This is a genomic window from Marinobacter sp. Arc7-DN-1 (genome assembly GCF_003441595.1).
In the GTDB taxonomy this organism is placed as follows: domain Bacteria; phylum Pseudomonadota; class Gammaproteobacteria; order Pseudomonadales; family Oleiphilaceae; genus Marinobacter; species Marinobacter metalliresistant.
Window position 1 is genome coordinate 2,016,665 of the sequence record NZ_CP031848.1, and the last position, 23,429, is coordinate 2,040,093.

Below are 23,429 nucleotides of genomic sequence, written 5' to 3' on the forward strand. Positions count from 1 at the left end.
TGAATCCCCGCGAGATCAACATACCGCTACCGCTGCCACCAGATCAGCCCCCAGTTGTGCCCCTACCGCTGGAGGCATTACCGGAGCCTCTAAGCGCATTTGTTGCAGATGTGGCAAAACGCCAGCAATGCCCGCCTGATTACGTGGCAGTGACCGCCCTGTGTGCGCTCTCCGCCGTTGTGGGCAACAAGATTCGGGTTTGCCCAAAGCAGCATGATAACTGGGCAATTGTCCCGAACCTGTGGGGGGCTGTCGTTGGCGGCCCTGCTTCCAGTAAATCGCCGGCCATGGGTGCCGCAATGGCACCGCTGAAGGATATGGAGCGGGCCGCCTGGCGGGTATATGAACAGGAAAAGGCAGACTATGAAGCTGCTCTGAAGTTGGCGACCATTGAAGAAAAACAGGCCAATGACAACGCCAAACGGCTGAACAAAAAGGGGGACAAGGAGGGAGCCTTAGAGGCCCTTAAGTCAGTAGAAAAACCAGAAGAGCCAACGCGGCAACGGCTGATCGTAAACGATGCAACTATTGAGAAGCTGGGGGAGCTACTGAACGAAAACCCAAACGGCCTTCTGTTGGTGCGTGATGAGCTGGCAGGCTGGCTGTCGAAGCTTAGCGGAGAGGAAGGCCAGGGGGACCGGGCTTTTTACCTTGAGTGTTATGACGGGGATGGGCGTTACACCTTCGACCGGATAGGCCGTGGAACCGTCGATATTGAATCAACCACTCTTGCAATTATTGGCGGAATTCAGCCGGCCCGGATTGCTCCACTAATTCGCGGGGCCACCCGTGGTACTGACGATGACGGTTTGATTCAACGTGTGCAGCTGGCGGTATGGCCGGACATTCCCTCCCGGTTCAAGTGGCACGATGCGCCGCCAGACAAGGATATTTTCAGGGCATACGCTGACTGCTTCCACCGCCTAGCGGCCCTGCCGAGAGAGGGGAAGCGGGCACGGTTCAACGATGAAGCGCAATCGCTCTTTATCGAATGGATGGAAGAGTTGCAGGCCGAGGCCCGAAGCGGAGACCTTCACCCCGTGATAGCTGCCCACCTGGTGAAAATGCCGAAAACCGTATCAGCCCTCAGTTTGATTTTTGAGCTTATCGAAACTGGGGAAACCTCAATTTCTGGTAAATCACTGGCTATGGCCCTGGAGCTGGCGGACTACCTGAGAAGCCATTCAGAGCGGTTGTACTCAATCGTGAGCAATTCCGCTATCAAAGCGGCAAAGCTCCTGCTGAAGCGGCAAGACAAACTGCCGTCACCCTTCACGCCTCGCCAGATACAACAGAAAGGATGGTCTGGGCTGTCCGACAAGGATGAAGTTTACGATGCCCTGACAGTGCTGCTAGATCATCACCAGATTAAGCGGGAAGCTGTTCCTAATACTGGTGGGCGGCCCTCTATCCGTTTTCATTGGAACACGGGGGCTATGTAATGGGACGCTGGCTTGAACGATTAAAGCAAACCACCCCCGGTGGGGCCACCAGTGAGACAATACAATCAGGGGGCACCATCGAACCTACAGAACCTACTAAAGCCCCTTCCGTGGGTTTTGTAGGTAGCGTATCCGGGGGTACACCAAAAACAATATCCGTGCACCGTGAGATAGTCAGAGCCTGTAACTTGGCCGGGCTCTCCCTGCGAGACCTGGAAGCCGGCCTATCTGATGATGACCTGGTAGATATTCGACAAGGGATCGTGACTGCTGAAGTGCTGGCGGACTATGGAAGGCTGTTCAAGGACCCTGGCTATTTCTGGAAGCGAGACACCAGCCAGCCAGCACCATGGGGTAAAGAAACCAAACACCAAACAATGTCACCAGTAAAGGTGGAGAAGCCTTCGACCTTCAACGCATGGCCACCACGGAAGCAACATGCTCGGGATCAGTTCATTGATCACGTTATGGATTGTGACTACTGCTACGGCCCTCGGGACAGATACTGTGAGATCGGCAGCAAGTGGCGGGAGTTCTTCTACTCTCTGAGGTAGGTCCTGAGCCTACCTCCCCCTCCGCCTGGCGAATCTAATCCCTCCCCCAGTCCATCCACTTCCTTTACCCAAATACCCCCGTCTCTATGGGCACCTCGCTTTATCCTGTTGCCGTTGTCAGTCGTATCGAATACATCCCAGACCTGACGCCCGGACCATGCTCTTCATAGCCTGACAGCAGGCGCTCTGGCCAAACGCAGATAGGTGAATCAGTTTATCTGACAGATATATTGCGGGTCCTTCTACGAGGTACAACGCTACACGGGTTGCGCAGACGCGATTTTTTTCTACACATAACAATAACTTAGCCTTCCTTCCTATGATTTTTTTGTGCGTTATTTAAAGTAACAACACGGACAAGCTCGGAAGCCTTGGGAAGATCAACGGACAGAAACGGATAAACAAAGTAAGGAAGACCAGAAAAATTGAACGATGATCAACGACGCTGAACCGCCCCTGCATCTGGTGATGATCCCGCCAGCGGCTGGGGGTACCTGCCCCAGTCCGGGCCGGTGCTGGCGGTTCCACCGTCTGCCATTGCCCTGACACCGGGAGCCGGCCTCCCGCTGCTGCTGACCTTCAGGCACGGGAGCAGGCCACCTGCCCGCCCGCCAGCTGCTGGCGGTTCCACCGCCTGCCGTTGCCCTGGTACGGGGAATCGGCCTCCTGCTGCCCCTGCTGACCTTCCGGCACGGGATCAAGCCACCGGCCTGCCCGCCAGCCGCTGGGCTCCAGTCACAGCGAATTCCCCTTAGCGCCATAGACTAGGAACCACTTAATTTATAACAATAAAAAGGGTTTTGTAGGTTTTGTATGTATTTATATATTACTAATCAACAATCCACTTTTTCAGGCCACCGCCCTGCCCGCCAGCCGGAGGGCCGCTCCCGGTTCCCTGCTGCCCGCCAGCTGCTGAACCGCCCCTGTACCTGGTGATGATCCCGCCAGCTGCTGGGGTATCTCAGGCCGGGCCGGGTGCCATTTGCCAAAGTCCGCCAGCGGCTCAAGGTACCTGCCCCAGTCTGGCCCTGTGCTGGCTGTTCACTGCCCTGCCATTGCCCTGACACCGGGAGCCGGCCTCCCGCTGCTGCTGACCTTCAGGCACGGGAGCAGGCCACCTGCCCGCCCGCCAGCTGCTGAGCTACCCTGTTCCTGGTGATGATCTGCCACCGCTGGGGGTACCTGGGACGGGCCGGCTGTCCGCCCTGCCTGCCACCTGCGGAAGCCCGCCAGCGGCTGGGGGTATTTCAAGCCGGACCGTTGCTGGCGGTTCCACCGCCTGCCGTTGCCCTGGTACGGGGAATCGGCCTCCTGCTGCCCCTGCTGACCTTCCGGCACGGGATCAAGCCACCGGCCTGCCCGCCAGCCTGAGGGCCGCTACCGGTTACCTGCTGTCCGCCAGCTGCTGAAACCGCCCTGTACCTGGTGATGATCCGCTGCCGCTGGTGCGCCCCTGCTTTTGGCGTGACCCCCGGATATGCTACCTACAAAACCCACGGAAGGGGCTTTAGTAGGTTCTGTAGGTTTGCGATATACGACCGGCCCGCAAGTACTCCAACGGCTGGGGGTACCTACCCCAGTCCGGGCTAGTGCTGGCGGTTCACTGCCCTGCTGTTGCCCTGACACTGGGAGCCGGCCTCTTGCTGTCGCTGCTGGCCTCCCGGCACGGGATCAGGCCACCGCCCTGCCCGCCAGCCGGAGGGCCGCTCCCGGTTCCCTGCTGCCCGCCAGCTGCTGAACCGCCCCTGTACCTGGTGATGATCCCGCCAGCTGCTGGGGTATCTCAGGCCGGGCCGGGTGCCATTTGCCAAAGTCCGCCAGCGGCTCAAGGTACCTGCCCCAGTCTGGCCCTGTGCTGGCTGTTCACTGCCCTGCCATTGCCCTGACACCGGGAGCCGGCCTCCCGCTGCTGCTGACCTTCAGGCACGGGAGCAGGCCACCTGCCCGCCCGCCAGCTGCTGAGCTACCCTGTTCCTGGTGATGATCTGCCACCGCTGGGGGTACCTGGGACGGGCCGGCTGTCCGCCCTGCCTGCCACCTGCGGAAGCCCGCCAGCGGCTGGGGGTATTTCAAGCCGGACCGTTGCTGGCGGTTCCACCGCCTGCCGTTGCCCTGGTACGGGGAATCGGCCTCCTGCTGCCCCTGCTGACCTTCCGGCACGGGATCAAGCCACCGGCCTGCCCGCCAGCCTGAGGGCCGCTACCGGTTACCTGCTGTCCGCCAGCTGCTGAAACCGCCCTGTACCTGGTGATGATCCGCTGCCGCTGGTGCGCCCCTGCTTTTGGCGTGACCCCCGGATATGCTACCTACAAAACCCACGGAAGGGGCTTTAGTAGGTTCTGTAGGTTTGCGATATACGACCGGCCCGCAAGTACTCCAGCGGCTGGGGGTACCTACCCCAGTCCGGGCTAGTGCTGGCGGTTCACTGCCCTGCTGTTGCCCTGACACTGGGAGCCGGCCTCTTGCTGTCGCTGCTGGCCTCCCGGCACGGGATCAGGCCACCGCCCTGCCCGCCAGCCGGAGGGCCGCTCCCGGTTCCCTGCTGCCCGCCAGCTGCTGAACCGCCCCTGTACCTGGTGATGATCCCGCCAGCCGTTGGGAGTATCTCAGGCCGGGCCGGCCTCTGGCGGGCGCTTCTTCTCCTGACGTTGCTCCAGTGCCGGGAGCCGGTCTCCCATTGTCGCTGCTGTCCTGCCCGCCAGCCGCTTCCGGGATAAACACAAAGAACGCGGGAATACAGAAAGCAGGGGGCCTTTTAGTGTTAAACCGGGGCAGCTTTTAGACTATTCGGAAGGGGCGGAAAATGGCGGACCTAAGCAAGACAGTAGAAATCATCTTTGGCGGGACTGACAAAACCGCCGGAGCGATTACTTCAGTAGGGCGGAACCTTGATGCTTTATCAAACCGTGTCGGAAATATAACCGGGCCGCTGGCAGGGGTTACAGATAGTATTCTTAAGCTAGATGCAGCTTTGGCAGCTTTAGGAGTGGCCGCTCTGGCGTTTGCCACCAAAGAAGCGATTACCTTTGAAGCTGCATTGATTGACCTGCAAAAGGTCATGGGTGAAGGCGAGGGAAACGCGAAGGATTATGCGGACCAGTTCAGCCAACTATCCAGCCGGTTCGGTGTCGATGCTGGAGCGATAATCCAAAGTACCGCCGATTTCAGGCAGGCGGGCTATGATATTGAAGAATCGCTATCTCTGGTTGAACAGTCACTGCTAGCGGTAAACGCCGCTGATCTCACTACGAAACAATCCAGCGAACTGCTGATTGGTACCTTGGCGGGCTTTCAGGCTCCGGCTTCAGAAGCGGCAAACCTGTTAGATGTATTAAATGGGGTGTCGAATCAGGCCGGGGCCTCAGTAGAGCAACTCGGAGAAGGCTTTAAGATTCTGAGCCCAATTGCTAAAACGCTGGGGCTATCTTTTGAAGAAACAGCGGCCCTGCTGACACCGGTTGTTGAAGTAACCCGCTCGGGCTCTGAATCCGCGAACGCTCTGAAAACGGCAATCAGCAATCTGATTAAGCCTACCAAGGAACGCAAGGAACTATTAGAGCAGGAACTTGGCATTCAACTTGAAGTGAACGGCCAACGCCGGGACACAAAAGACGTTCTCTATGATCTGATTGATGCAACTCAAGGCCTCGACAACACCGAAAAACAGCGGGTTGCAACGGTGATTGCCGGTGCTGAGCAGATGAGCCGATTTCTTGCAGTACTCAACGGGGCGGAGCGCTCAGAAGAAATACTAAAGGTAGCGCTGAATGCTGGCGGTTCAGCCCTGGCGGAATTCCAGACCAAAACAGAATCCGCTCAGTTCGCACTTAAGCAACTGAGAGCGGCCTTTACCACTGCCGCTGCTACTGCCGGCCTTGAATATATCGACCAGACCAAAGCAGTTACTGAAGCAACTACGAACCTGGTGGATTCATTCCGGCAAGCCGCGCAAGGGGAAAATGCTGATGTGCTATTTGATGCTCTGAGGGGCGGTCTTGAGTCTTTCGCGGAACAAGTAAACATTATTGCGGAAAATCTGCCGGAAGCCTTTGAAGGTCTCGACTTCTCGCAGCTGCTAACTGCCTTCGACGGGCTTAGCGATGAACTGGGAGACGCCTTTGAGGCGGTCTTCGGCACGGTTGATCTCTCAACGGTTGAGGGGCTAGAAAGTGCACTTCAGAAAGTCGTTGACGCCTTCACCGCCCTGGTGAACATATCGTCCGGAATTGTTAGTGGTCTTGAACCACTCTTCTCGGCAATTGGTACCGGCATTCAGGAATTCCAAGACCTTGATGCGGCCACACAACAAAGCGTCGGGGAGTTGCTGGGCATTGCGAAAGCAATTGATACCGTATTGCCCGCCCTGAGCGCCCTTGGTGGTGGTCTGGAGTCAGTCGGTAATGGCATGGTAGCGCTGGCAGGGGTGCAAGGGTTCAAGGCGATACTCGGCAACCTCGGGAGCATTCAGGGAATAGCATCTTCAGCTGGTAAAGGCGGGTTGATTGGCTTGGCCCTAGCTGGCGGGTATGGGGTAGGAAAACTGATTAACGCATACGTTATTGAACCGATGGAGAAGGCATTTGGGACTTCTATTGGCTCTTGGCTGTATGAGCAATTCAACGCGGAAGAAATAGAGAAGATTAAAAAGGAGCTTGCGCCCCTCACTGAATCAGAAAAGAAACTTGCGAAAGAAACAGGCGAACTGAAGCAGCTGAATGACCGATTGGCGGATGCCCTAGATAATACGAAACAGGCCGCTGAACTGGATACAGAAGCCCTGAATAAACGGGCCGCTGAGCTGGTGAGGAATGCGAACCAGCAAGACAAGTTCAATAATTCCTTGGAGGAATTTACAGGGAGCCAGCGCAAAGCAACGAACGCGGTAGACGATCTAAACAACCGTGTTGAACGCAGCGGGGGTGCCCTGGGTGAAGTAGGAGACACTACAAGGAAACTGGCAGAAGACAATAAGAGCCTGGTTCTCGGATACGATGAAGCAACCGGAAAAGTAAATAGCTGGACTGGTGGTGTGATTCGCTCCAATAAAAGCCTCGATGATGCAGCGGAGAAAACACGAAAGGTCATTAATGAGACAGCGGACTATCGCTTAGAGCTTGAAAAAATAGACAGCAACGAACGAATCAAAAGAATTGAAGCCGTTGTTTCTCTGGATATTGCAGAAGTCGAGGCTAATGCAGATAAAGTGGTTGCGCTGGCCCAGTCCATTGGTAAGGCTTTCACAGACTCAACGGGGCTAATTGAAAAGCTGTTTGGTGGATACGATGACGCGAGTAGATCGACTCAGATTGACCTATCAAAGCAGATTCGTAAAGAGAATGAGCTTAGAGAAAAAGCCTTCGAACTTCAGGAAAAAATGACGAAAGCGGAAATTGATTACATAAAGGAAAAAACGCGACAGCTCTCGAAAGGTGATGCAATCATAAAGGTCGATGGTGATGGCCTCGCCCCCCACTTGGAAGCCTTCATGTTTGAGATTCTGGAACGCATTCAGGCGCGAGTTAACGCCGAGGGTGAAGAGATGTTACTTGGCCTAAGGTGAACATCTGAACTTTGACTGGAAACAGTATGGCAATCGAACAGCTGAAGAAAAGATATGCAAACCATCCCTTGGGGACGGCGCTTCAGGAGCTTGATAAAGCAACTGATATAAACATGCTGCATAGAGTTTATATATCAGCAAAGACCATGGTTCTCTTACTGAAATATCAAACGGAATTAACGGAATCCGAAGCAAAGACACTAGACGAATACATTGAAAGCCGAATAACAGTCTTTCAGCCCGGAGGCAATCAGAGCAATTATTCATAACGGGATCAGGTGCCCCATATTCTAAACCGCCCTGTACCTGGTGATGATCCCGCCAGCCGTTGGGGGTATCTCAAGCCGGGCCGGTGTTGCAGGTGCAGGGCGCTTGCCCAGTCTAGCCGGCGGCCAGCAAGTACCCCCCCGACTCTTTATATTCCTTTTAGATATATGCTGAAATTCTAGTGAACGGATTTTGCTTATATCTATAACATAATGTTTATTAAAAATAAAAACTGCACAATTACGGCAAGAATAAGATTTATGCAAAAACCGGGCTAAGAATATTTTGATCTATAAACAAGCGAAGACACTTTTCCTGTGCTGCTGTTCCTGGCGTACACCTGCCGCCCTGGCAGATACCCCCAGACCGTGACCCTGCTGGCGGCCATGCCGTTGCCCTGATACCGGGAACCGCTCTCCGGCTGTCCTTGTTGGCCTCCGGCCATAGGATCAGACCACCGGGCCACCGACTTACCTGAAGGCAGCTCCCGGCTGAACGCTTCTGTTCCTGGTGAGATCCGCACCACCTATAACCAATGATGCAGAAAAAATAATTTCTACGGTTGCACCTAAGGATTTTGGCAGTTTTCAGAGCGGTTAAGGTACGACCAAATCAAGGGGTATGGCTTCGATGATGGGGGTATTTATGGGGGTATAAAGAAAACTACAATTCATATTAAATGTTTAATATCATTGTCTTACATGCGTTACGGCATTGGACGCCGTCTCCACCAACCAAGAGTTTCAGGATGTCCAGCGAGATCCACTGAAACGCCCTAAAGCCCCGGAAACGGGGCTTTTTTATGCCTTTCTGGTCCAAAAGAGTGTCAAAATTAATCGAGAGTGCATACGTCTACCCCGAGAAACAGGCTTTCCTCGAGTTCGCCAAGCACCTAAAAGGCGTGAACGCAGTGGTTATGTGTAGATCTCAACGGAAGCCATTCCTGCCTCTCAAATACGAACAAGTAGGGGATCTGCGATATGAGCAGGAATACACCGTTTCCCGTATCGGCGAGGATCTACAGGTATCTCTGAGCGGCAATCGCACCAAAGAGCTTCTGCCTTGGCATCTCGTCAAATAGATCCAGGTAGCCCTGGCTACTCCAAATCCATTTCCCACCTGACCAGTTGATCATCCCTCCCCGAGCGGGCAATATCACCTCAACCAAACGCAGCAGTCGCGACGCCCTCCAAACCAACATGTCGCACCTATCGCTCCGCGTTCCCAGAAACACCAAACGGAAGTACTAATGGCATTAACGCTCGAACAACTCGAACGCCACCTATTCAAGGCCGCCGACATTCTGCGGGGTAAGATGGACGCCTCGGAGTTCAAGGAATACATCTTCGGCATGTTGTTTCTCAAACGCTGCTCCGACGTTTTTGAGCAGCGTTATCAGGAGGTGGTCGCAAACCAGGTGGCCAAAGACAAGGGCCAGGTTGAGGCGGAAGCCATCGCGGACATGGAGAACTGGTACAAGTCCACCTTCTACGTCCCCAAGCAGTCCCGCTGGGATTTCCTGATGAACGACGCCCACCACGGCGTGGGCAACTACCTGAACAAGGCCCTGGCGGGGCTGGAGGAGCACAACGTCAGCCTGGCGGGCGTGCTCGAACATATCGACTTCACCCGCAAGGTGGGCTCTACCACCCTGCCCGACAAAAAGCTGCGGGATCTGATCGTCCACTTCAGCCAGTACCGCCTACGCAACGAGGACTTCGAGTTCCCGGATCTGCTGGGCGCGGCCTACGAATACCTGATTGGCGATTTTGCTGATTCAGCCGGCAAGAAAGGCGGCGAGTTCTACACTCCCCGCTCCGTGGTACGCATGATGGTGCGACTGGCAAATCCCCAGGAAGGCCAGAGCGTTTACGATCCCTGTTGTGGGTCCGGCGGTATGCTGATTCTGTCGAAAGAATACCTGGAGGAGCAGGGCGGCGATCCGAAACACCTGTCACTGTTCGGGCAAGAGGCGTCCGGCTCCGTCTGGGCAATCGCCAAGATGAACATGCTACTTCACGGCATCACCAGCGCCGATCTGCGAAATGAAGACACTCTGACAGACCCCCAGCATGTGGATGGCGGTGAACTGATGCGCTTTGACCGTATCCTCACCAATCCGCCCTTCTCCATCGGTTTCTCGCCGAGCACACAGTTCCCTGAACGGTTCCAGTACGGTCAGGTACCGGAAGGCGCCAAGAAAGCCGACCTAATGTTTCTCCAGCACATGGTCGCCAGCCTGAAATCCGACGGCATGCTGGCCACCGTCATGCCTCACGGCGTGTTGTTCCGGGGTGGTGATGAGAAGCGCATCCGTGCTGGCCTGCTGGAGAACGACCTGGTGGAGGCCGTAATCGGTCTGGCGTCCAGCCTGTTCTATGGTACCGGCATTCCCGCCTGCATATTGATCCTACGCAACAAAGGCGCCAAAGCGCCGGAACGCAAAGGCAAGGTGCTGTTCATCAATGCCGACCGGGAATACCACGAAGGCCGTGCCCAGAATCACCTGCTGCCGGAACATATCGAGAAAATCGTCAGCACATACGAGGCCTTTGCCGAGGCTGACAGCTTTTCGCGCGTTGTCAGCCTGGATGAATTGCGGGAAAACGATTACAACCTGAATATCCGCCGCTATGCAGACAACGCCCCACCACCGGAACCCCAGGATGTACGGGCACACCTGGTGGGGGGCATTCCCCTGAAAGAGGTTCAGGCCAAACAATCTCTGTTTGATGCCCAGGGTCTGGACCCCATGGATTTGCTCGTAGCCAAGCAGGGCGAAGAGGATTACGTGGATTTCCGGGAAAGCCTCACCGACAAGGCCAGCATTAAACCGGTTATCGAACAAAACGAAGGCGTCCAGCACAAAGAAGCCCGGCTCAAGGATACTTTCGAAAGCTGGTGGCAGCAGCGGGGCACCCACATCGGCCAGCTCTCCGGCAACGGCCAGCAACTGAGCGCCCTGCGGGAAGAACTGATTGGCACCTTTACCCACGCCCTGGACCCCATCGGCATGCTGGACCGGTTTGCCGTGCGCGGCATCATCGCCGGCTTCTGGGACCAGAACAAAAACGAATTCCGCACCCTGCAGGCTCGTGGCGTGCTGGGCGTGGTGGACGCCTGGCGCACCAGCATCATCACTCTGCTGGAAGACGACCAGAACAAAACCAATCCACTGGACCACAAACTTGTGATGTTCCTGTTGGCAGACTACGTGGCCGAACTGGAAGACCTGCAAGCTCGCAAAGCAGAATTGGACGCCCGAATCAAAGCAGCAACCGCCCAATCGGAGGAAGACGACGACCCCGAACCGGACGAAGACGCGCCTACCGAGGCGGATATCAAAGTCTGGAAGGCTGAGCGCACCAAGGCCACCAAGACCCTGAAAGCCAAACAAGCCAGCTTTGAGGCGCGACTTAACGAAGCGGTGGATTCACTGGATGAAGCCGGCGCCGCTGAACTGATGCTGACGATTCTGCATAACGACATGCTGGGGATACTGGACAATTACATTCGGAAGCAGAAGCAGGAAGTCATCACTGCATTTGAAATCTGGTGGGACAAGTACTCGGTGACGTTGGCGGATATTGAAGCGGAGCGGGATGAAGCCGCAAGTATACTGAAGGGATTCCTTACAGGGCTGGGCTATGACTGATTACGAACGTACTTTAGCTGATCTACCAGATGACTGGGCGATAGCAACAGTTGAAGATTTGGGATCAGTAGTTAGTGGCGGAACGCCCAGTCGGGAAATAGCTAATTTCTGGGGGGGCACCATTCCGTGGGTTACCCCCGGCGAGTTGACTTCATTAAATACAAAGACGCTCCACCTGACTAATGAATCGATCACCGATGAAGGGCTCCGCCAAAGCGGCGCCAATCTTCTCCCTGCTGGCAGCCTGCTAGTCACTACTCGTGCATCTCTTGGATACTGTGCTATCAACTCGGTCCCGGTAACGACCAATCAGGGTTTCAAGAACATTGTCTTTCGTCAAAGCTCAAATCCTGATTTTTATTACCACTGGTCGAGAAAGATAAGCTCAGAGCTGAAACGCAGAGCGTCCGGGACGACCTTCCTGGAGATATCCGGATCAGACTTCAAGCAAATTAAACTCCCTGCTCCGCCCTCAGCAGAGCAGCAAAAGATCGCCCAGATCCTCGACATCCTGGACACCCAAATCCAGAAAAACGCAGCCCTGATCGCCAAGCTAGAAAAAATCAAGGAAGGCCTGCTCCACGACCTGCTAACCCGAGGCGTCGACCAGAACGGCCAGCTCCGCCCCGCGCCTGATCAGGTGCCGGAGCTTTATAAGAAGTCAGCTTCAGGATTGATTCCTAAGGAGTGGGAAGTTCGCCAACTCGGAACCATGTCTGAAATTGTTAGCGGTGTAACCCTGGGAGGACCGCAGCCCAGCAGTTCATGGCCTCTGGTCGCATACCTCAGAGTCGCAAATGTGCAGGATGGGTACCTCTACCTTGAGCAGGTCAAGTTCCTTAGGGTCAAACCTGCAGATGTCGAAAAGTTCCGCTTGATTCCTGGTGATGTATTGATGAACGAGGGCGGTGATTTCGACAAACTGGGTAGAGGCACTGTCTGGGAGGGTGAAATAGAGCCCTGCATCCACCAGAATCACGTTTTCCGTGTCCGAACATTTCCCGAATTGTTAGACCCGTACTTTTTGGCGTACTTTTCCGGCTCCTCAAGGGGCAAGGCCTACTTCGTCAAATCGTCGAAACAAAGCACGAACCTCGCATCAATCAACTCAATGCAGCTAAAGGCTTTTGAAGTTCCAGTGCCGCCTTTTGCAGAGCAATCAGCGATAGTCGATTATCTTCGGTCATATAAAAAGCGTCTCGAATTAGAGGGCCGCAACATGGGGAAACTGAAGGCTCAGAAAACCGGCTTAATGGATGATCTCCTCACCGGCCACGTCCGCGTCACTCCCCTGCTCAAGGATGCAGTATGACTATCCTCGACGGCACTAACACTGAGGTTTAATTCATGATTGAGTATTGTCGAGGAAATTTACTGGAGGCCGACGCAGAGGCACTGGTGAATCCCGTTAACACTCAGGGCGCTATGGGAAAAGGTCTTGCCTTGGCATTCAAAAACGCATTCCCGGAAAATTTCCGTGCCTATACGCAAGCTTGCCAATACGGTCAGGTCAGGACCGGCAAAATGTTTACAACCGAGCAGCAAACACTGCTTGAACCTCGCTGGATCATCAACTTTCCAACCAAGCAGCACTGGCGCGATCCATCGAAGCTGGAGTGGATAGACCAGGGGTTGGCAGATCTCAGAGCAGTGCTGGCCGAGAAACAGATCTTATCCGTTGCCATACCGCCACTTGGATGCGGCCTTGGCGGGCTGGACTGGGAACTGGTCAAACCACGAATTGAAGATGCGCTTGCTGACCTTGCTGGCACCCGGATACTGATCTTTGAGCCCTTATAGCCCAAGCATGAATAATCGACGACGCATCAAATAGCAGCATGCGTATCTTCCAGCTGACGCAGGTCCGCTAGTTTCAGGTTATCCAGTTAAGAGCTGGCCCTGGCCAGGGTGATGCGTTGCTCATTGAGGTGGACCCAATCAGTTGGACAACCTGATGGTGTTCCTAAGCTATGATCCTGTTGTTTCCCTGGCTCAGGCTGCCAAGGCTATGGTTTGCCCATAGTACACCTCATCTGGTGTTTGATAATCAAGGTTTTGATGGTACCGGGTCTGGTTGTAATGCCGGAAGTACCGGTGGAGCGCCTGTTTCAGGTGCTGTCCATCCTCGAATGCAGTGAGGTAGACGCACTCGTGTTTGACGCTGCGCCAGAGCCGTTCCACGAAAATGTTGTCATGGTAGCAGCCTTTGCCGTCCATGCTAATCCGGATGCCATGCTCTTTGAGAACACTTGTGAAGGCCTCGCTGGTGAACTGGGCACCCTGATCAGTATTGAAGATTTCCGGCGCTCCATGGCGCTGTAGGGCCTCCTCCAGGGCATCAATGCAGAAGTCTGTGTCCATGGTATTGGAAACCCGCCAGGCCAGCACCTTGCGGCTGTACCAGTCGATGATGGCGACCAGGTACATGAAGCCCCGAGCCAGCGGAAGTAGAGTAAGAGGCAGGGCGTAGTCGGACTATTTCCCTGCCTCTCCTCTCCGAACCGGACGTGCACCTTTCAGCGCATCCGGCTCTCCGCCTAAACGCTGGCGAAGGCCATAGCAACTTCGGGAAAGCGAGAGGTCCACGTGTTTCTGGACTCTGTCCTCAGGTAGGGATTACCATCTGGAAGACGCCAACGGAATCGCTTTTTCCCGTGACCGACGAGTCGGTATAGGATAGCTCCACTGAATAGCCCCTGATTGGTTTTGCCATACAGCACCCAAGTCTTACTTTGACCTGAAGCCGGGACTTTGAACCAGTGACGCATCAGCGGTTTGAGCCGGGAGCGATATTTGCGGCCCAGCCAATGGGCCAGTTTCCAGAACACGACACCATCGATGTAGCTGAAGACTTTCGCTTTGTAATCGACGAACTGATAGAACGCCGCCCAGCCTTTCAGCTTTCGGTTGATGGATTCGACCATGTCGATTTTGCTTTCACTATAATTGCCTGACAGCTTAGCGGTTAAAGATGCTGCAAAGTTACGTGCCTTATCCCGGGGGATCGTCGCCACCACCCGCATATCGCCATAACGGCTTCGCTTGCGGATGATGCGATGCCCCAGGAACACGAAGCCGTCGTTCACATGGGTAATCTTGGTTTTATCCATGTTAAGTTTCAGCTTAAGAGTTCCTTCCAGCATCTCCCGGCATTCTTCTCTAATCGCCTCTGCCTGGGCTTTGGTGCCCTTGACGATAACCACAAAGTCATCGGCGTAGCGGCAGTATGCGACAGCTGGCTTCCATTGTCGGTTCTCTCGGATGGCTGAGCTTCGACCGATCTGGATACTGTGGTTCCAGTACCATCGATCTTTCCGGGCTTTCTTGCCAAGGTAGCGCTGGTTCAGGTGCTGATCGAATTCATGCAACATGATATTCGATAGCAGTGGTGAGATAACGCCACCTTGGGGCACGCCTTCGCTTGCCGCCCGGAATAGGCCTGCATCAATGTGACCGGCTTTGATCAATCGCCAAAGAAGGTTCAGGAAGCGTCGGTCCCTGATTCTGCGGCGTACAGCTTTCATCAGCAGCCGGTGATGCACGGTGTCAAAGTAGCTGGACAGATCCCCTTCAATGACCCAGCGTCCACGCGTTTCACCATTGTCCGTCAGTTGTAGTTTTACTGTGCGGATTGCATGGTGAACGCTTCGCTCCGGTCGGAACCCGTAGGAGAGCGTATGGAAGTCGCTTTCCCACATGGGCTCCATCGCCATTAACATAGCCCGTTGAACGATGCGGTCGCGCAAGGTGGGGATGCCCAGTGGCCGTTGCTTGCCGTTGGCCTTCGGGATATACACCCTTCGAGCCGGTAACGGCTGATAAGCATCAGAGAGTAAATCGTGCCTGATTTGCTTCAGAATGGTCGGCAGTCTGGCCTGAACAGTCAGCTTGGTCTCCCCGTCTATCCCGGGCGTGTTTGCCCCTTTGGAAGATAGGGTGATCCGAGCTGCTTCTGTAAGCCAGTCAGGCTGTGCTATCAGGCGCAACAGCCGGTCCACCCGGCGAGCGGGGTCGGCTGTTGTCCAAGTCGCTAGCTTGCGTTGCATTTCGCTGATTATCAAAGGTCTTCACCTTGTTTGGTCAGGTAGTTTGCTTGGCAAACACGTTTAAACTGCTCCCCTTCGCCATGTAATGGGCTTTCCCCATCGCGGACTACTACGGGAGCTCCGCCAGTCAATTTGGCATCGGGGTCATGCCCCTTTGGCATCCAATATTGACCTTCCCCGGTTCACCTATCTGGACTCCAGCATGCTGAGGAGGCTGCCCATCGCACTCTTTACCCTTGCTTGCCGCAAGTTGACAGGAAGCAGCAGTCCGTTCTGTGATGGATACTGCTGTACCAAAGCCCTAGCTACTAATTCAGGCTTCTTCGTTCGGCAGCGCTTACATTTCAGACTGCCTCACCTTCCTGTACGGCTTATCAGGTCACGTAAGCCGTGGTGACATTTCAACCCACAGAGGCGGATGAATGGGTTCATGTTCTTCAGCCTTTCAACACTCAGCCTTGAGGATCATCTTGGCTTAGTGACCTCGCCTCAATCCCCGTTGTCAGCGGGTTACATCACCCTGCGGGCATACCGCAGGTCACTGCCGCTCAGGCTCACCACCCTCACAGTAGGTGGGATTGTTTCGTTACCTCTTCATGAGGTAATGGTTCAATATTCCAGATAGACTCGTGGTTCATTTGAGCTTCCGTGCTCGCCCTGAACTCCGGGCACACTATAACTGATATCAGCCGCCCACACCTGATTGGGGCGGTCGATCATCAGCCCTTTGAGCAGGTACGGATAGATCTTGTGCCCGTCACCCGGAATGCTGGTTCTGGGCCGCGGATACACGGCCTGAATGCCCATGATGCGCATCAGCCGTTGCACTCGCTTGCGATTGATCTGATGGCCCTTACGCTGCAAGTAAACACGCATCTTGCGAGAACCATAATACGGTGTTTCCAGATGCTGCCGGTCGATCAGATGCATCAAATTCAGGTCCTCCTGTGGCTGTTCACGAGGGACATAATAGATCGAGGAACGGCTCAGCTTGAGCAGCTCACACTGGCGCGAAATGCTGACCTGGGGATGACCACGCTCGATCATCGTCAACCGCTGTTGACGGCTTACTGATCGAGCTTGCGCGACAAAAAATCGCGTTCTACCGTCAGTCGGCCGATCTCGCGATAAAGCTCGTCAGAACTGGGCTCGTTGGACTGCTTGCCAGACTTTTTCTTGCCTTCGAAGAGGTCCGGAGCATTCTCCAGCAGCTCACGCTTCCAAGTGCTGACCATGGTGGGGTGGATCTGGAAACGGGCAGCGATTTCGGATGTGGTCTGGTCACCCTTGAGGGCGGCCAGGGCGACTTTGGACTTGAACGATGCGCTGTATTGCTTGCGTTTCTTGCTCATGATTCTCCTCCTTGTGGAGATGATGAATCAGAGCTTAGGCACCTGTCCAAATTTCGGGGTCCACTTCACATGAAGGGCATCTAGCACAGTGCCTACATAGCTTTTTCCAAAGACTCTCACCGGCTCCTTGAAGCGATAGCGGGAACCGCCGCTGCTCTGTCGTTCAATCACAGGCAGGGATTGTTTCCACCTGCGGTAGGCCTGGTAGTCTTCCTGTGGAAGCAACCCAGAATCCATCATCCTGCGCAGAATGACTTCGGGACTGACACACCAGCGCCGGGCATCGTCTTCCAGGAACAGGTCATAGGCCGTTACGTCATCTTCCGGGAAGCGCTTTAGTCCAGCTTCTCCAAGAACTTTTCTGGTACAAGCAGGTTACCCGCAAATCGATTCGCTGCGACCTCGTTAACGCTGTGGCTATAGAAATCGTCTTCGTCATCGACAAAACTCTCGCGGTGAAGCAGCAAATGACCCAGTTCGTGCATCATGGTAAAGGCTTGGGCACCTTCGGATTGCTGCTTCTTGATGAAGATGACCGGAAAGCTGTCGAAATACAGGGAAAAACCCCGAATGGGACTTTCCTTGGGAATCTGCCACTGCCCTGCATAGCCATTACTCAGGAAGACCAGAATGTTCTTGGCCTCCACAGCTGCCCGCATATCGGCAAAACTCTGCCCCGGCTGAAGCCCAAGCCAAGCGCGAGCTAACTTCGCTGCCTGCTCTGGTCGCGGAGCATTCACCGCAAATTTTTCTGGATACCAATCTGTCTCAGCCGGCTCACCCAAGTCTTCACGGAGACTAAGGTAAGTGAGGCGCTGACGCTCGGTTCGTTCAACCAAAGCACGGAAACGGGGGCTCAGTTGAGGTTTCTGATTATTCAGTGTCCGGAACTGGACAGAATGAACGCGTCCCTCACTGACGGGGCCCTCTTCGAGAAAAAACAGCAAGCCTCGGTTGAAGTGTAAGGCTAGCTTCTGCAACTGTTTGACGGAAAGAGCTTCCTTTCCCTCAAGTGCCTTCTCAAGGGTAGCGAGGGCAATACCTGTCTCGTGGGCAAGTTCCTCAACAGAAACACCCAGGTCGTCACAGCACCAAAGAATTCGAGACGGGTTCACACCCTTGATCTTTTCCATAGCGCGAATCATAGTAGGAGACCCGTTAGATATCAGCGATCAGTTAAACGCAATTGCGATCAAAATCAGTGCGCTGAAACAGGGGGAACAAAAGTGGCTATTGATGAGCTTAATCGAGAAAGCCATGGGCAAAAAATCACTGGCCTGAAAACAGAGAGGCCCGCTATACAGCGGGCCTCTCCTAAAGCAATCGAATCATGTTGTCAGCTTTCAGGCCTTTTGGCCAGCCATACTAACTGGCTCGTTGACCCAGCGCTGCTTGAATTTGCGCAGTTTGACAGCTGAAACCTTGTACTTTGGCTTCTTTGGCATCCCCAAATCTTGCCTGGCCTGTTCAAGCTGTTGATCTGTCGGATTTTCCGGTACAGAAACTTTGCATCCAGACGGCTTATGCAGCTCATCGTGGTGCATCTGTTTTGCGGCGCTCATAAGACCACCTCCTATTCGATTGTTCATTAGTATGCACAATGCCGTGACTAGACACAAATACGAGCATGCCACGACGCACTTATCACCCATCAAGATTCAAGTAAAAGTAGTCATACGGAAAGTTTCTGTCACTCTCGCGATACCGGCCCTCAAAAACTTCCATAAAATATTGAAAAACCTGTGCATTTTTATTTGGGCGGGTCAACAACACACGCCTTTTATCGATCAGTGAGGCATAGTAAGCGGCGCACTGAACCGCTATACCCGTGATATAGCCTTGGAACGGGTTGTCTATCGGGTTTCCTGAGAGAAAATCAATTCGAACATGGCTTGTAGCTTTGTGACCTTTGGAAACACGACCCTGCGCTGCGCCGACAAGCCTCGCTGATTCTCGCGCTTCCGGCACATAGAAAATCCCGACATCAAAGTTCCGTGGCCTTTTGACGTTATTGGTCCGGGAAAGCAACTCCAGCCAATCCAGCCCTGAATTCCAGTGAGCAACCTCACTTCGAACGTTTTCCTCACTCAGGGCATCCAGCATCAGGTGGCCCCCAAACACATCCTGAAACTCGTCCATGCAGAGTTTGTAGGCCTTTTGCCTGATAAGCAGATAACGCTTCCAGGCCTCGCTTTTCTGCAAGCTTTGGGAAGACACGTAGTTTCCTTTCGGTTCTATTTACGTCAACTAGAGGATGAACGACTACTCGTTGACCTCCGGTCGCCAAGCATAATAGGTTGAACTGCAACTGTTAATGGGTGGATATGCATTCACTGCTATGATCTGATTAAGCGCAAACTCTGAACTGCGCCCCCAAAACGTCAAACCTGGTGTATCAAAAGGAGCAGTAATGCCCGGCCCGGAGTATACCGAAGTTGAGCTCCCCTTTATTCAACAACTGGAGCAAGAGGGCTGGGATTACATCGAGGGCTCCCTGGATTCCCCATCCGTCACCCATCGCGAAACCTTTGCCCAAGTCATCATGGAGCCTCTGCTTCGTGATCGGCTACTGGCGATCAACACCCGAAACGGCGACCCCTGGCTCGATGAACGGCGTCTTGATCAGGCCGTCTCCGCCATTACCCGCCTTCCCGCCAACAAAGTAATGGAAGCCAACCAACTGGCAACCGGACTGCTCCATGGCGGCATCACAGTAGAAGGTTTGTCAGATTGGGATAGTGGCAGGGGCCAGACCATCCAGTTTATCGATTGGGCTACCCCTGAGAACAACACCTTCACGGTGGTGAATCAATTCAAGGTCAAATGCCCACCAGGCCATGATGGCTGGAAAGGTCACGTCATTCCGGATCTTGTTCTGTTCGTGAACGGCATTCCCCTGGTGGTCATCGAGTGCAAAAGCCGCACTGTTCCTGAGGGCCTTCTGGACGCCGTGGATCAGCTACGCCGATATTACGATCAGCGTCATCAGGATCTCGAAGTAGAGGAACACGAAGGTGCCCCTGCTCTGTTCTTCACCAACCAGTTTATGGTGGCCTCCAATTTCGATGATGCCCGGGTGGGAACCATTGGTGCCGGGTTCAGCCATTACCTCAACTGGAAAACCGTGTCGCCACGCGCCGAAGCGGAAGTTGCCGAAACACTGGGCGTCACATCGCTTTCCTCCCAGCAACGATTGATTGCGGGCATGCTGCCTCCGGCCAACCTGCTGGATATTGTCCGCCACTTCACGTTATTCATGCCTATGGGAGGGCAGACCATCAAACTGGTGTGTCGGTATCAGCAGTATCGGGCCGTCACACGAGCCGTTCAGCGTCTGAAAACCGGTAAAACCCGATCCGAGGACGGCGAACACGACCGCCGTGGCGGGATCGTCTGGCACACCCAGGGCAGCGGCAAAAGCCTGACGATGGTGTTTCTGGTCCTCAAGCTTAGAACCGATCCGGAACTGCGCCGCTTCAAAGTCGTCGTGATTACGGACAGGAAGGATCTGCAGGATCAGCTATCAGATACGGCAGAGCTGACCGGGGAGACCGTCAAAGTGGCTGGCAATACCGGCAAGCTGAAATCCATACTGGGGCAGCCAGGACCCGGGCTTGTGTTTGCGACCATCCAGAAATATCGAGAACATGAATCGGCTTCTCCGGCCTACCCTCCGCCCAAGCCCCCACGCGGTCTGGAAATCGATCGACGGGATGCCGCAGACAACCCGGAAGGCAAGCCGGCGAAACCCATCCCCTCTCGCCCCATTGGTCTGATCAATGAAAACCCGGACATCCTGGTGATGATCGACGAAGCTCACCGCACCCAGGCCGGTGATCTCCACGCCAACCTTTTGCAGGCGGTACCCAACGCGGCCCGGATTGGTTTTACCGGCACGCCCATCATCATGGGCAAGAAAAAGCAGACCAGCGAGATCTTCGGCGACTACATCGACCGCTACACCATCAAGGAAGCGGAGAACGATGGCGCCACTGTACCGATCCTTTACGAGGGCCGAACGGCAGAGGGTGCGGTTAAAGAGGGTACCAACCTAGATGACTTGTTCGAGGACCTGTTCAAAGAACGCACCAAGGACGAACTGGAACTGATCAAAAAGAAATACGCCACCAAGGGCCAGATCTTTGAGGCACCTCGCCTGATTGAGGAAAAGGCAGCGGACATCCTGCGCCATTACGTCACCAACATCCTGCCCAATGGTTTCAAAGCCCAACTGGTAGCCTATAGCCGAAGAGCCGCCATACGCTACCTGGGAGCGCTTAAACAGGCCAGGACGAAGCTTCTTGAGGAGGCCATGGCACTACCTCCTGAAGACAAGAACATCAGCGAGACCGAACTGATTAACCGGCCACCCAGAATCAAGGCGGCCATCAAAGCCTGGCAGTATCGCGAATTACTGCAGGAGCTTGAGTTTGCGGTGATATTCAGCAGCAGCAACAACGATGACAGCAGTTGGGCCCAGTGGAGTGACCGTGCAGAAATCGAGCAGAACATCAAACAGTTCAAAAAACCTCTGTTTCACAAAGACCCGGAGAAGGCCGACCCGCTCAGCTTCCTGATCGTAAAGTCTATGCTGCTGACCGGCTTCGATGCGCCCATCGCAGGCGTGATGTATCTCGACCGCCCCATTCGGGAAGCGGAATTGCTGCAATCCGTTGCCCGGGTCAACCGCACAGGTTTCGGAAAGCGCTGCGGGATCGTGGTGGATTACTATGGCGTTGCAAACCACCTCAAAGAAGCTCTGGCTGCCTATAGCGATGAAGATATTGAGGGCGCTCTCCAGAGCCTGAAAGACGAAATCCCGCTGCTGCGGGATCGTCACCTTAGGGTTGTGGATGTACTGAGGAAACAGGGTGTCGATAGCCTGACGGATACAGAGGAAGCCGTTACTGCGTTGGGCGACGAGCGGCTTCGAGCAGAATTCATCGTGAAATTGAAAGAGTTCAGCCGGACACTGGATGATGTCCTGCCACGCCCTGAAGCATTGGAATTCGTGAACGATGCCAAACAACTGGCCCATATTCACGCACTGGCCCGAAACCGATACAAAGACAGCCCTGAATTGGGCAAAGACGTTGGCAGTAAAGTCCGCAAGCTGATCGACGACTACATGATCTCGCTGGGCATCAACCCCAGGATTCCGCCAGTTCAATTGACCGACGCCGACTTCGATCAACACGTTAATCGGCAAGTCAGTGATCGGGCCAAGGCGTCTGAAATGGAGCACGCCGTTCGCTCCCATGTTAGAAAGCACCTGGACGAAGATCCTGTGAAATACACCAAACTCAGTGAACGCCTGAAGGAAATCCTGGAGCAAATGGACGGGCTCTGGCAGGAGCAGATGGATGCGTTTTCGGACGTTATTCGGCAGCTCCGAGATGATGAGACTTTGGAGGGCGAGGCAGTTTCGGCTCTTCCAGCAAATCACCTTCCTTTCTTGCGAGAGATGGTCAAGGCACGATTAGGTGAAGACACTACGCCTTCCGCAGACGAGCAGGAGAACCTGGAACAGGCCACCGTATCCGCTATTCAGATAATCACAGAAGACTTGCGCATCCCGGACTTCTGGAAGCCTTCTCACCTGCCAGACCAGGAGCGCCTGAGAGGCAGACTGTTTGAAGAGTTGTTTGAGCTGGACCTTTTTCCAGTCGGCCAACTGGATGCCCTTCTCGACAAATTGATCGACCTGGCCAAAGCAAATCACAGCAAGCTGGTGAACCCGTGATGGAATTGCAGGTAGACGACCTGACCTTCGAGGTGCGCCACAGCAACAGGCGCAAAACATTGGAGATCATCGTCGATCGTGAGGGCGACCTGGTGCTCGCAGCGCCAAAGGGCACCGAAGAACAACTGCTCAAAGATTTTGTTCAGGAAAAAAAATTCTGGATCTATCAGAAACTGGCCGAGAAAGCAGAGCTGCTTAAGCCCCAGCCTCGCAAAGAGTATGTGACTGGCGAGGGCTTCCTGTACCTGGGCCGGAGCCACCGGCTGAAGCTCGTTGATGACCAGCAAACTCCCCTCAAACTCATAGCAGGCCGATTCTGCCTGCGAAAAGATCTGCAGCCTGAGGCGAAGCGGCACTTCATTCACTGGTACAGCAACAAGGCACAGATTTACCTGAACGAGAAAGTTCAGGCCCTGGCCTCACGGATGGGCGTTGAACCAGCTGGCGTCAAAATCCAGGATCTAGGCTATCGCTGGGGTTCTTGTGGCAGGGGTAACCGCCTGTACTTTAACTGGAAGACGATCCTGTTACCGCGCGAGATCGTGGAGTATGTGGTGGTGCATGAGCTAACGCATCTGCATGAGCCACACCATACACCCCAGTTCTGGAAGCGGGTTGAGCGGGTAATGCCGGATTTCGAGCGGAGAAAGGACTGGTTGGCTAAGAACGGGATCGGGGTGGAGGGGGTTGAATAAATCCTGAATTCCAACGGCAATAGCGTGCTTGACCCCGGGGAGGCGTCCATTTTTGTCCTTAATATCCTCTACGATGCTTCAAAACGTTTCCCAATTCACTTAGACTAATATTATC

The 23,429-nt window shown here is 54.5% G+C and carries 14 protein-coding genes and 1 pseudogene; 8 read left to right on the forward strand and 7 right to left on the reverse strand.

Going from position 1 to position 23,429, the window contains the following annotated elements; genetic code table 11:
* Positions 1 to 110 precede the first annotated feature (110 nt).
* The 6 genes from D0851_RS09495 (at position 111) to D0851_RS09540 (ending at position 13,278) form a co-directional block, all read left to right on the forward strand.
* A complete protein-coding gene (locus D0851_RS09495) occupies positions 111 to 1,442 on the forward strand; it encodes a YfjI family protein (protein ID WP_227539530.1) in 1,332 nt (443 codons plus the stop codon).
* A 3,357-nt stretch (positions 1,443 to 4,799) separates the two neighbouring features.
* The gene (locus D0851_RS09515; protein ID WP_117618436.1) at positions 4,800 to 7,556 is read left to right on the forward strand and encodes a phage tail tape measure protein; all 2,757 of its coding nucleotides are present in this window, start codon (positions 4,800 to 4,802) and stop codon (positions 7,554 to 7,556) included.
* A gap of 26 nt (positions 7,557 to 7,582) precedes the next feature.
* The gene (locus D0851_RS09520; RefSeq protein WP_117618437.1) at positions 7,583 to 7,825 is read left to right on the forward strand and encodes a hypothetical protein; all 243 of its coding nucleotides are present in this window, start codon (positions 7,583 to 7,585) and stop codon (positions 7,823 to 7,825) included.
* Between the two features lie 1,247 nt (positions 7,826 to 9,072).
* Complete coding sequence (locus D0851_RS09530) at positions 9,073 to 11,478, forward strand: type I restriction-modification system subunit M (protein WP_117618439.1); 2,406 nt, start codon at positions 9,073 to 9,075, stop codon at positions 11,476 to 11,478.
* Positions 11,471 to 12,790 carry a restriction endonuclease subunit S gene (locus tag D0851_RS09535; protein ID WP_117618440.1) on the forward strand — a complete coding sequence of 440 codons (1,320 nt, stop codon included), beginning with the start codon at positions 11,471 to 11,473 and terminating at the stop codon, positions 12,788 to 12,790. Before D0851_RS09530 ends, D0851_RS09535 begins: the two co-directional genes overlap by 8 nt.
* Before the next feature lie 35 nt (positions 12,791 to 12,825).
* Positions 12,826 to 13,278, forward strand: coding sequence for a macro domain-containing protein (locus tag D0851_RS09540; protein ID WP_117618441.1), 453 nt, complete (start codon positions 12,826 to 12,828; stop codon positions 13,276 to 13,278).
* A 192-nt stretch (positions 13,279 to 13,470) separates the two neighbouring features.
* On the opposite strand, the pseudogene D0851_RS09545 reads toward D0851_RS09540, so the two are convergent.
* From D0851_RS09545 to D0851_RS09585, 7 genes and pseudogenes are all read right to left on the reverse strand, one after another.
* Positions 13,471 to 13,926, reverse strand: a pseudogene (locus D0851_RS09545) (IS3 family transposase); the annotation flags it as partial.
* Positions 13,927 to 14,015: 89 nt separating this feature from the next.
* Positions 14,016 to 15,539: a group II intron reverse transcriptase/maturase gene (gene ltrA / locus D0851_RS09550; protein WP_117618443.1), complete on the reverse strand. Its 1,524-nt coding sequence runs from the start codon at positions 15,537 to 15,539 to the stop codon at positions 14,016 to 14,018.
* A 594-nt stretch (positions 15,540 to 16,133) separates the two neighbouring features.
* Positions 16,134 to 16,454 (reverse strand): IS3 family transposase, encoded by a 321-nt coding sequence (locus D0851_RS09560; RefSeq protein WP_162893711.1) that lies wholly within the window; start codon positions 16,452 to 16,454, stop codon positions 16,134 to 16,136.
* 137 nt (positions 16,455 to 16,591) lie between these two features.
* Positions 16,592 to 16,876: a helix-turn-helix domain-containing protein gene (locus tag D0851_RS09565; RefSeq protein WP_061333982.1), complete on the reverse strand. Its 285-nt coding sequence runs from the start codon at positions 16,874 to 16,876 to the stop codon at positions 16,592 to 16,594.
* Between the two features lie 335 nt (positions 16,877 to 17,211).
* Entirely contained in the window at positions 17,212 to 18,009 is a 798-nt protein-coding gene (locus tag D0851_RS09575) for an XRE family transcriptional regulator (protein WP_162893712.1), read from the reverse strand.
* Positions 18,010 to 18,219: 210 nt separating this feature from the next.
* On the reverse strand, positions 18,220 to 18,438 hold the full coding sequence (locus D0851_RS09580; protein ID WP_117618447.1) for a hypothetical protein: 219 nt from the start codon (positions 18,436 to 18,438) through the stop codon (positions 18,220 to 18,222).
* Positions 18,439 to 18,520: 82 nt separating this feature from the next.
* Entirely contained in the window at positions 18,521 to 19,093 is a 573-nt protein-coding gene (locus D0851_RS09585) for a hypothetical protein (RefSeq protein WP_117618448.1), read from the reverse strand.
* A 193-nt stretch (positions 19,094 to 19,286) separates the two neighbouring features.
* Here D0851_RS09585 and D0851_RS09590 point away from each other — a divergent pair, with 193 nt between their 5' ends.
* Together D0851_RS09590 and D0851_RS09595 are read left to right on the forward strand one after the other, a co-directional pair.
* On the forward strand, positions 19,287 to 22,619 hold the full coding sequence (locus tag D0851_RS09590; RefSeq protein ID WP_117618449.1) for a type I restriction endonuclease subunit R: 3,333 nt from the start codon (positions 19,287 to 19,289) through the stop codon (positions 22,617 to 22,619).
* A complete protein-coding gene (locus D0851_RS09595; protein WP_205422303.1) occupies positions 22,619 to 23,314 on the forward strand; it encodes a M48 family metallopeptidase in 696 nt (231 codons plus the stop codon). Before D0851_RS09590 ends, D0851_RS09595 begins: the two co-directional genes overlap by 1 nt.
* Positions 23,315 to 23,429: the final 115 nt, after the last annotated feature.

Coding starts and splice junctions, on each gene's coding strand:
- D0851_RS09515 (WP_117618436.1), top strand. CDS start 4,800: ATGGCGGACCTAAGCAAGACAGTAGAAATCATCTTTGGCGGGACTGAC.
- D0851_RS09520 (WP_117618437.1), top strand. CDS start 7,583: ATGGCAATCGAACAGCTGAAGAAAAGATATGCAAACCATCCCTTGGGG.
- D0851_RS09530 (WP_117618439.1), top strand. CDS start 9,073: ATGGCATTAACGCTCGAACAACTCGAACGCCACCTATTCAAGGCCGCC.
- D0851_RS09535 (WP_117618440.1), top strand. CDS start 11,471: ATGACTGATTACGAACGTACTTTAGCTGATCTACCAGATGACTGGGCG.
- D0851_RS09540 (WP_117618441.1), top strand. CDS start 12,826: ATGATTGAGTATTGTCGAGGAAATTTACTGGAGGCCGACGCAGAGGCA.
- D0851_RS09560 (WP_162893711.1), bottom strand. CDS start 16,454: ATGCATCTGATCGACCGGCAGCATCTGGAAACACCGTATTATGGTTCT.
- D0851_RS09565 (WP_061333982.1), bottom strand. CDS start 16,876: ATGAGCAAGAAACGCAAGCAATACAGCGCATCGTTCAAGTCCAAAGTC.
- D0851_RS09575 (WP_162893712.1), bottom strand. CDS start 18,009: ATGGAAAAGATCAAGGGTGTGAACCCGTCTCGAATTCTTTGGTGCTGT.
- D0851_RS09580 (WP_117618447.1), bottom strand. CDS start 18,438: ATGAGCGCCGCAAAACAGATGCACCACGATGAGCTGCATAAGCCGTCT.
- D0851_RS09590 (WP_117618449.1), top strand. CDS start 19,287: ATGCCCGGCCCGGAGTATACCGAAGTTGAGCTCCCCTTTATTCAACAA.
- D0851_RS09595 (WP_205422303.1), top strand. CDS start 22,619: ATGGAATTGCAGGTAGACGACCTGACCTTCGAGGTGCGCCACAGCAAC.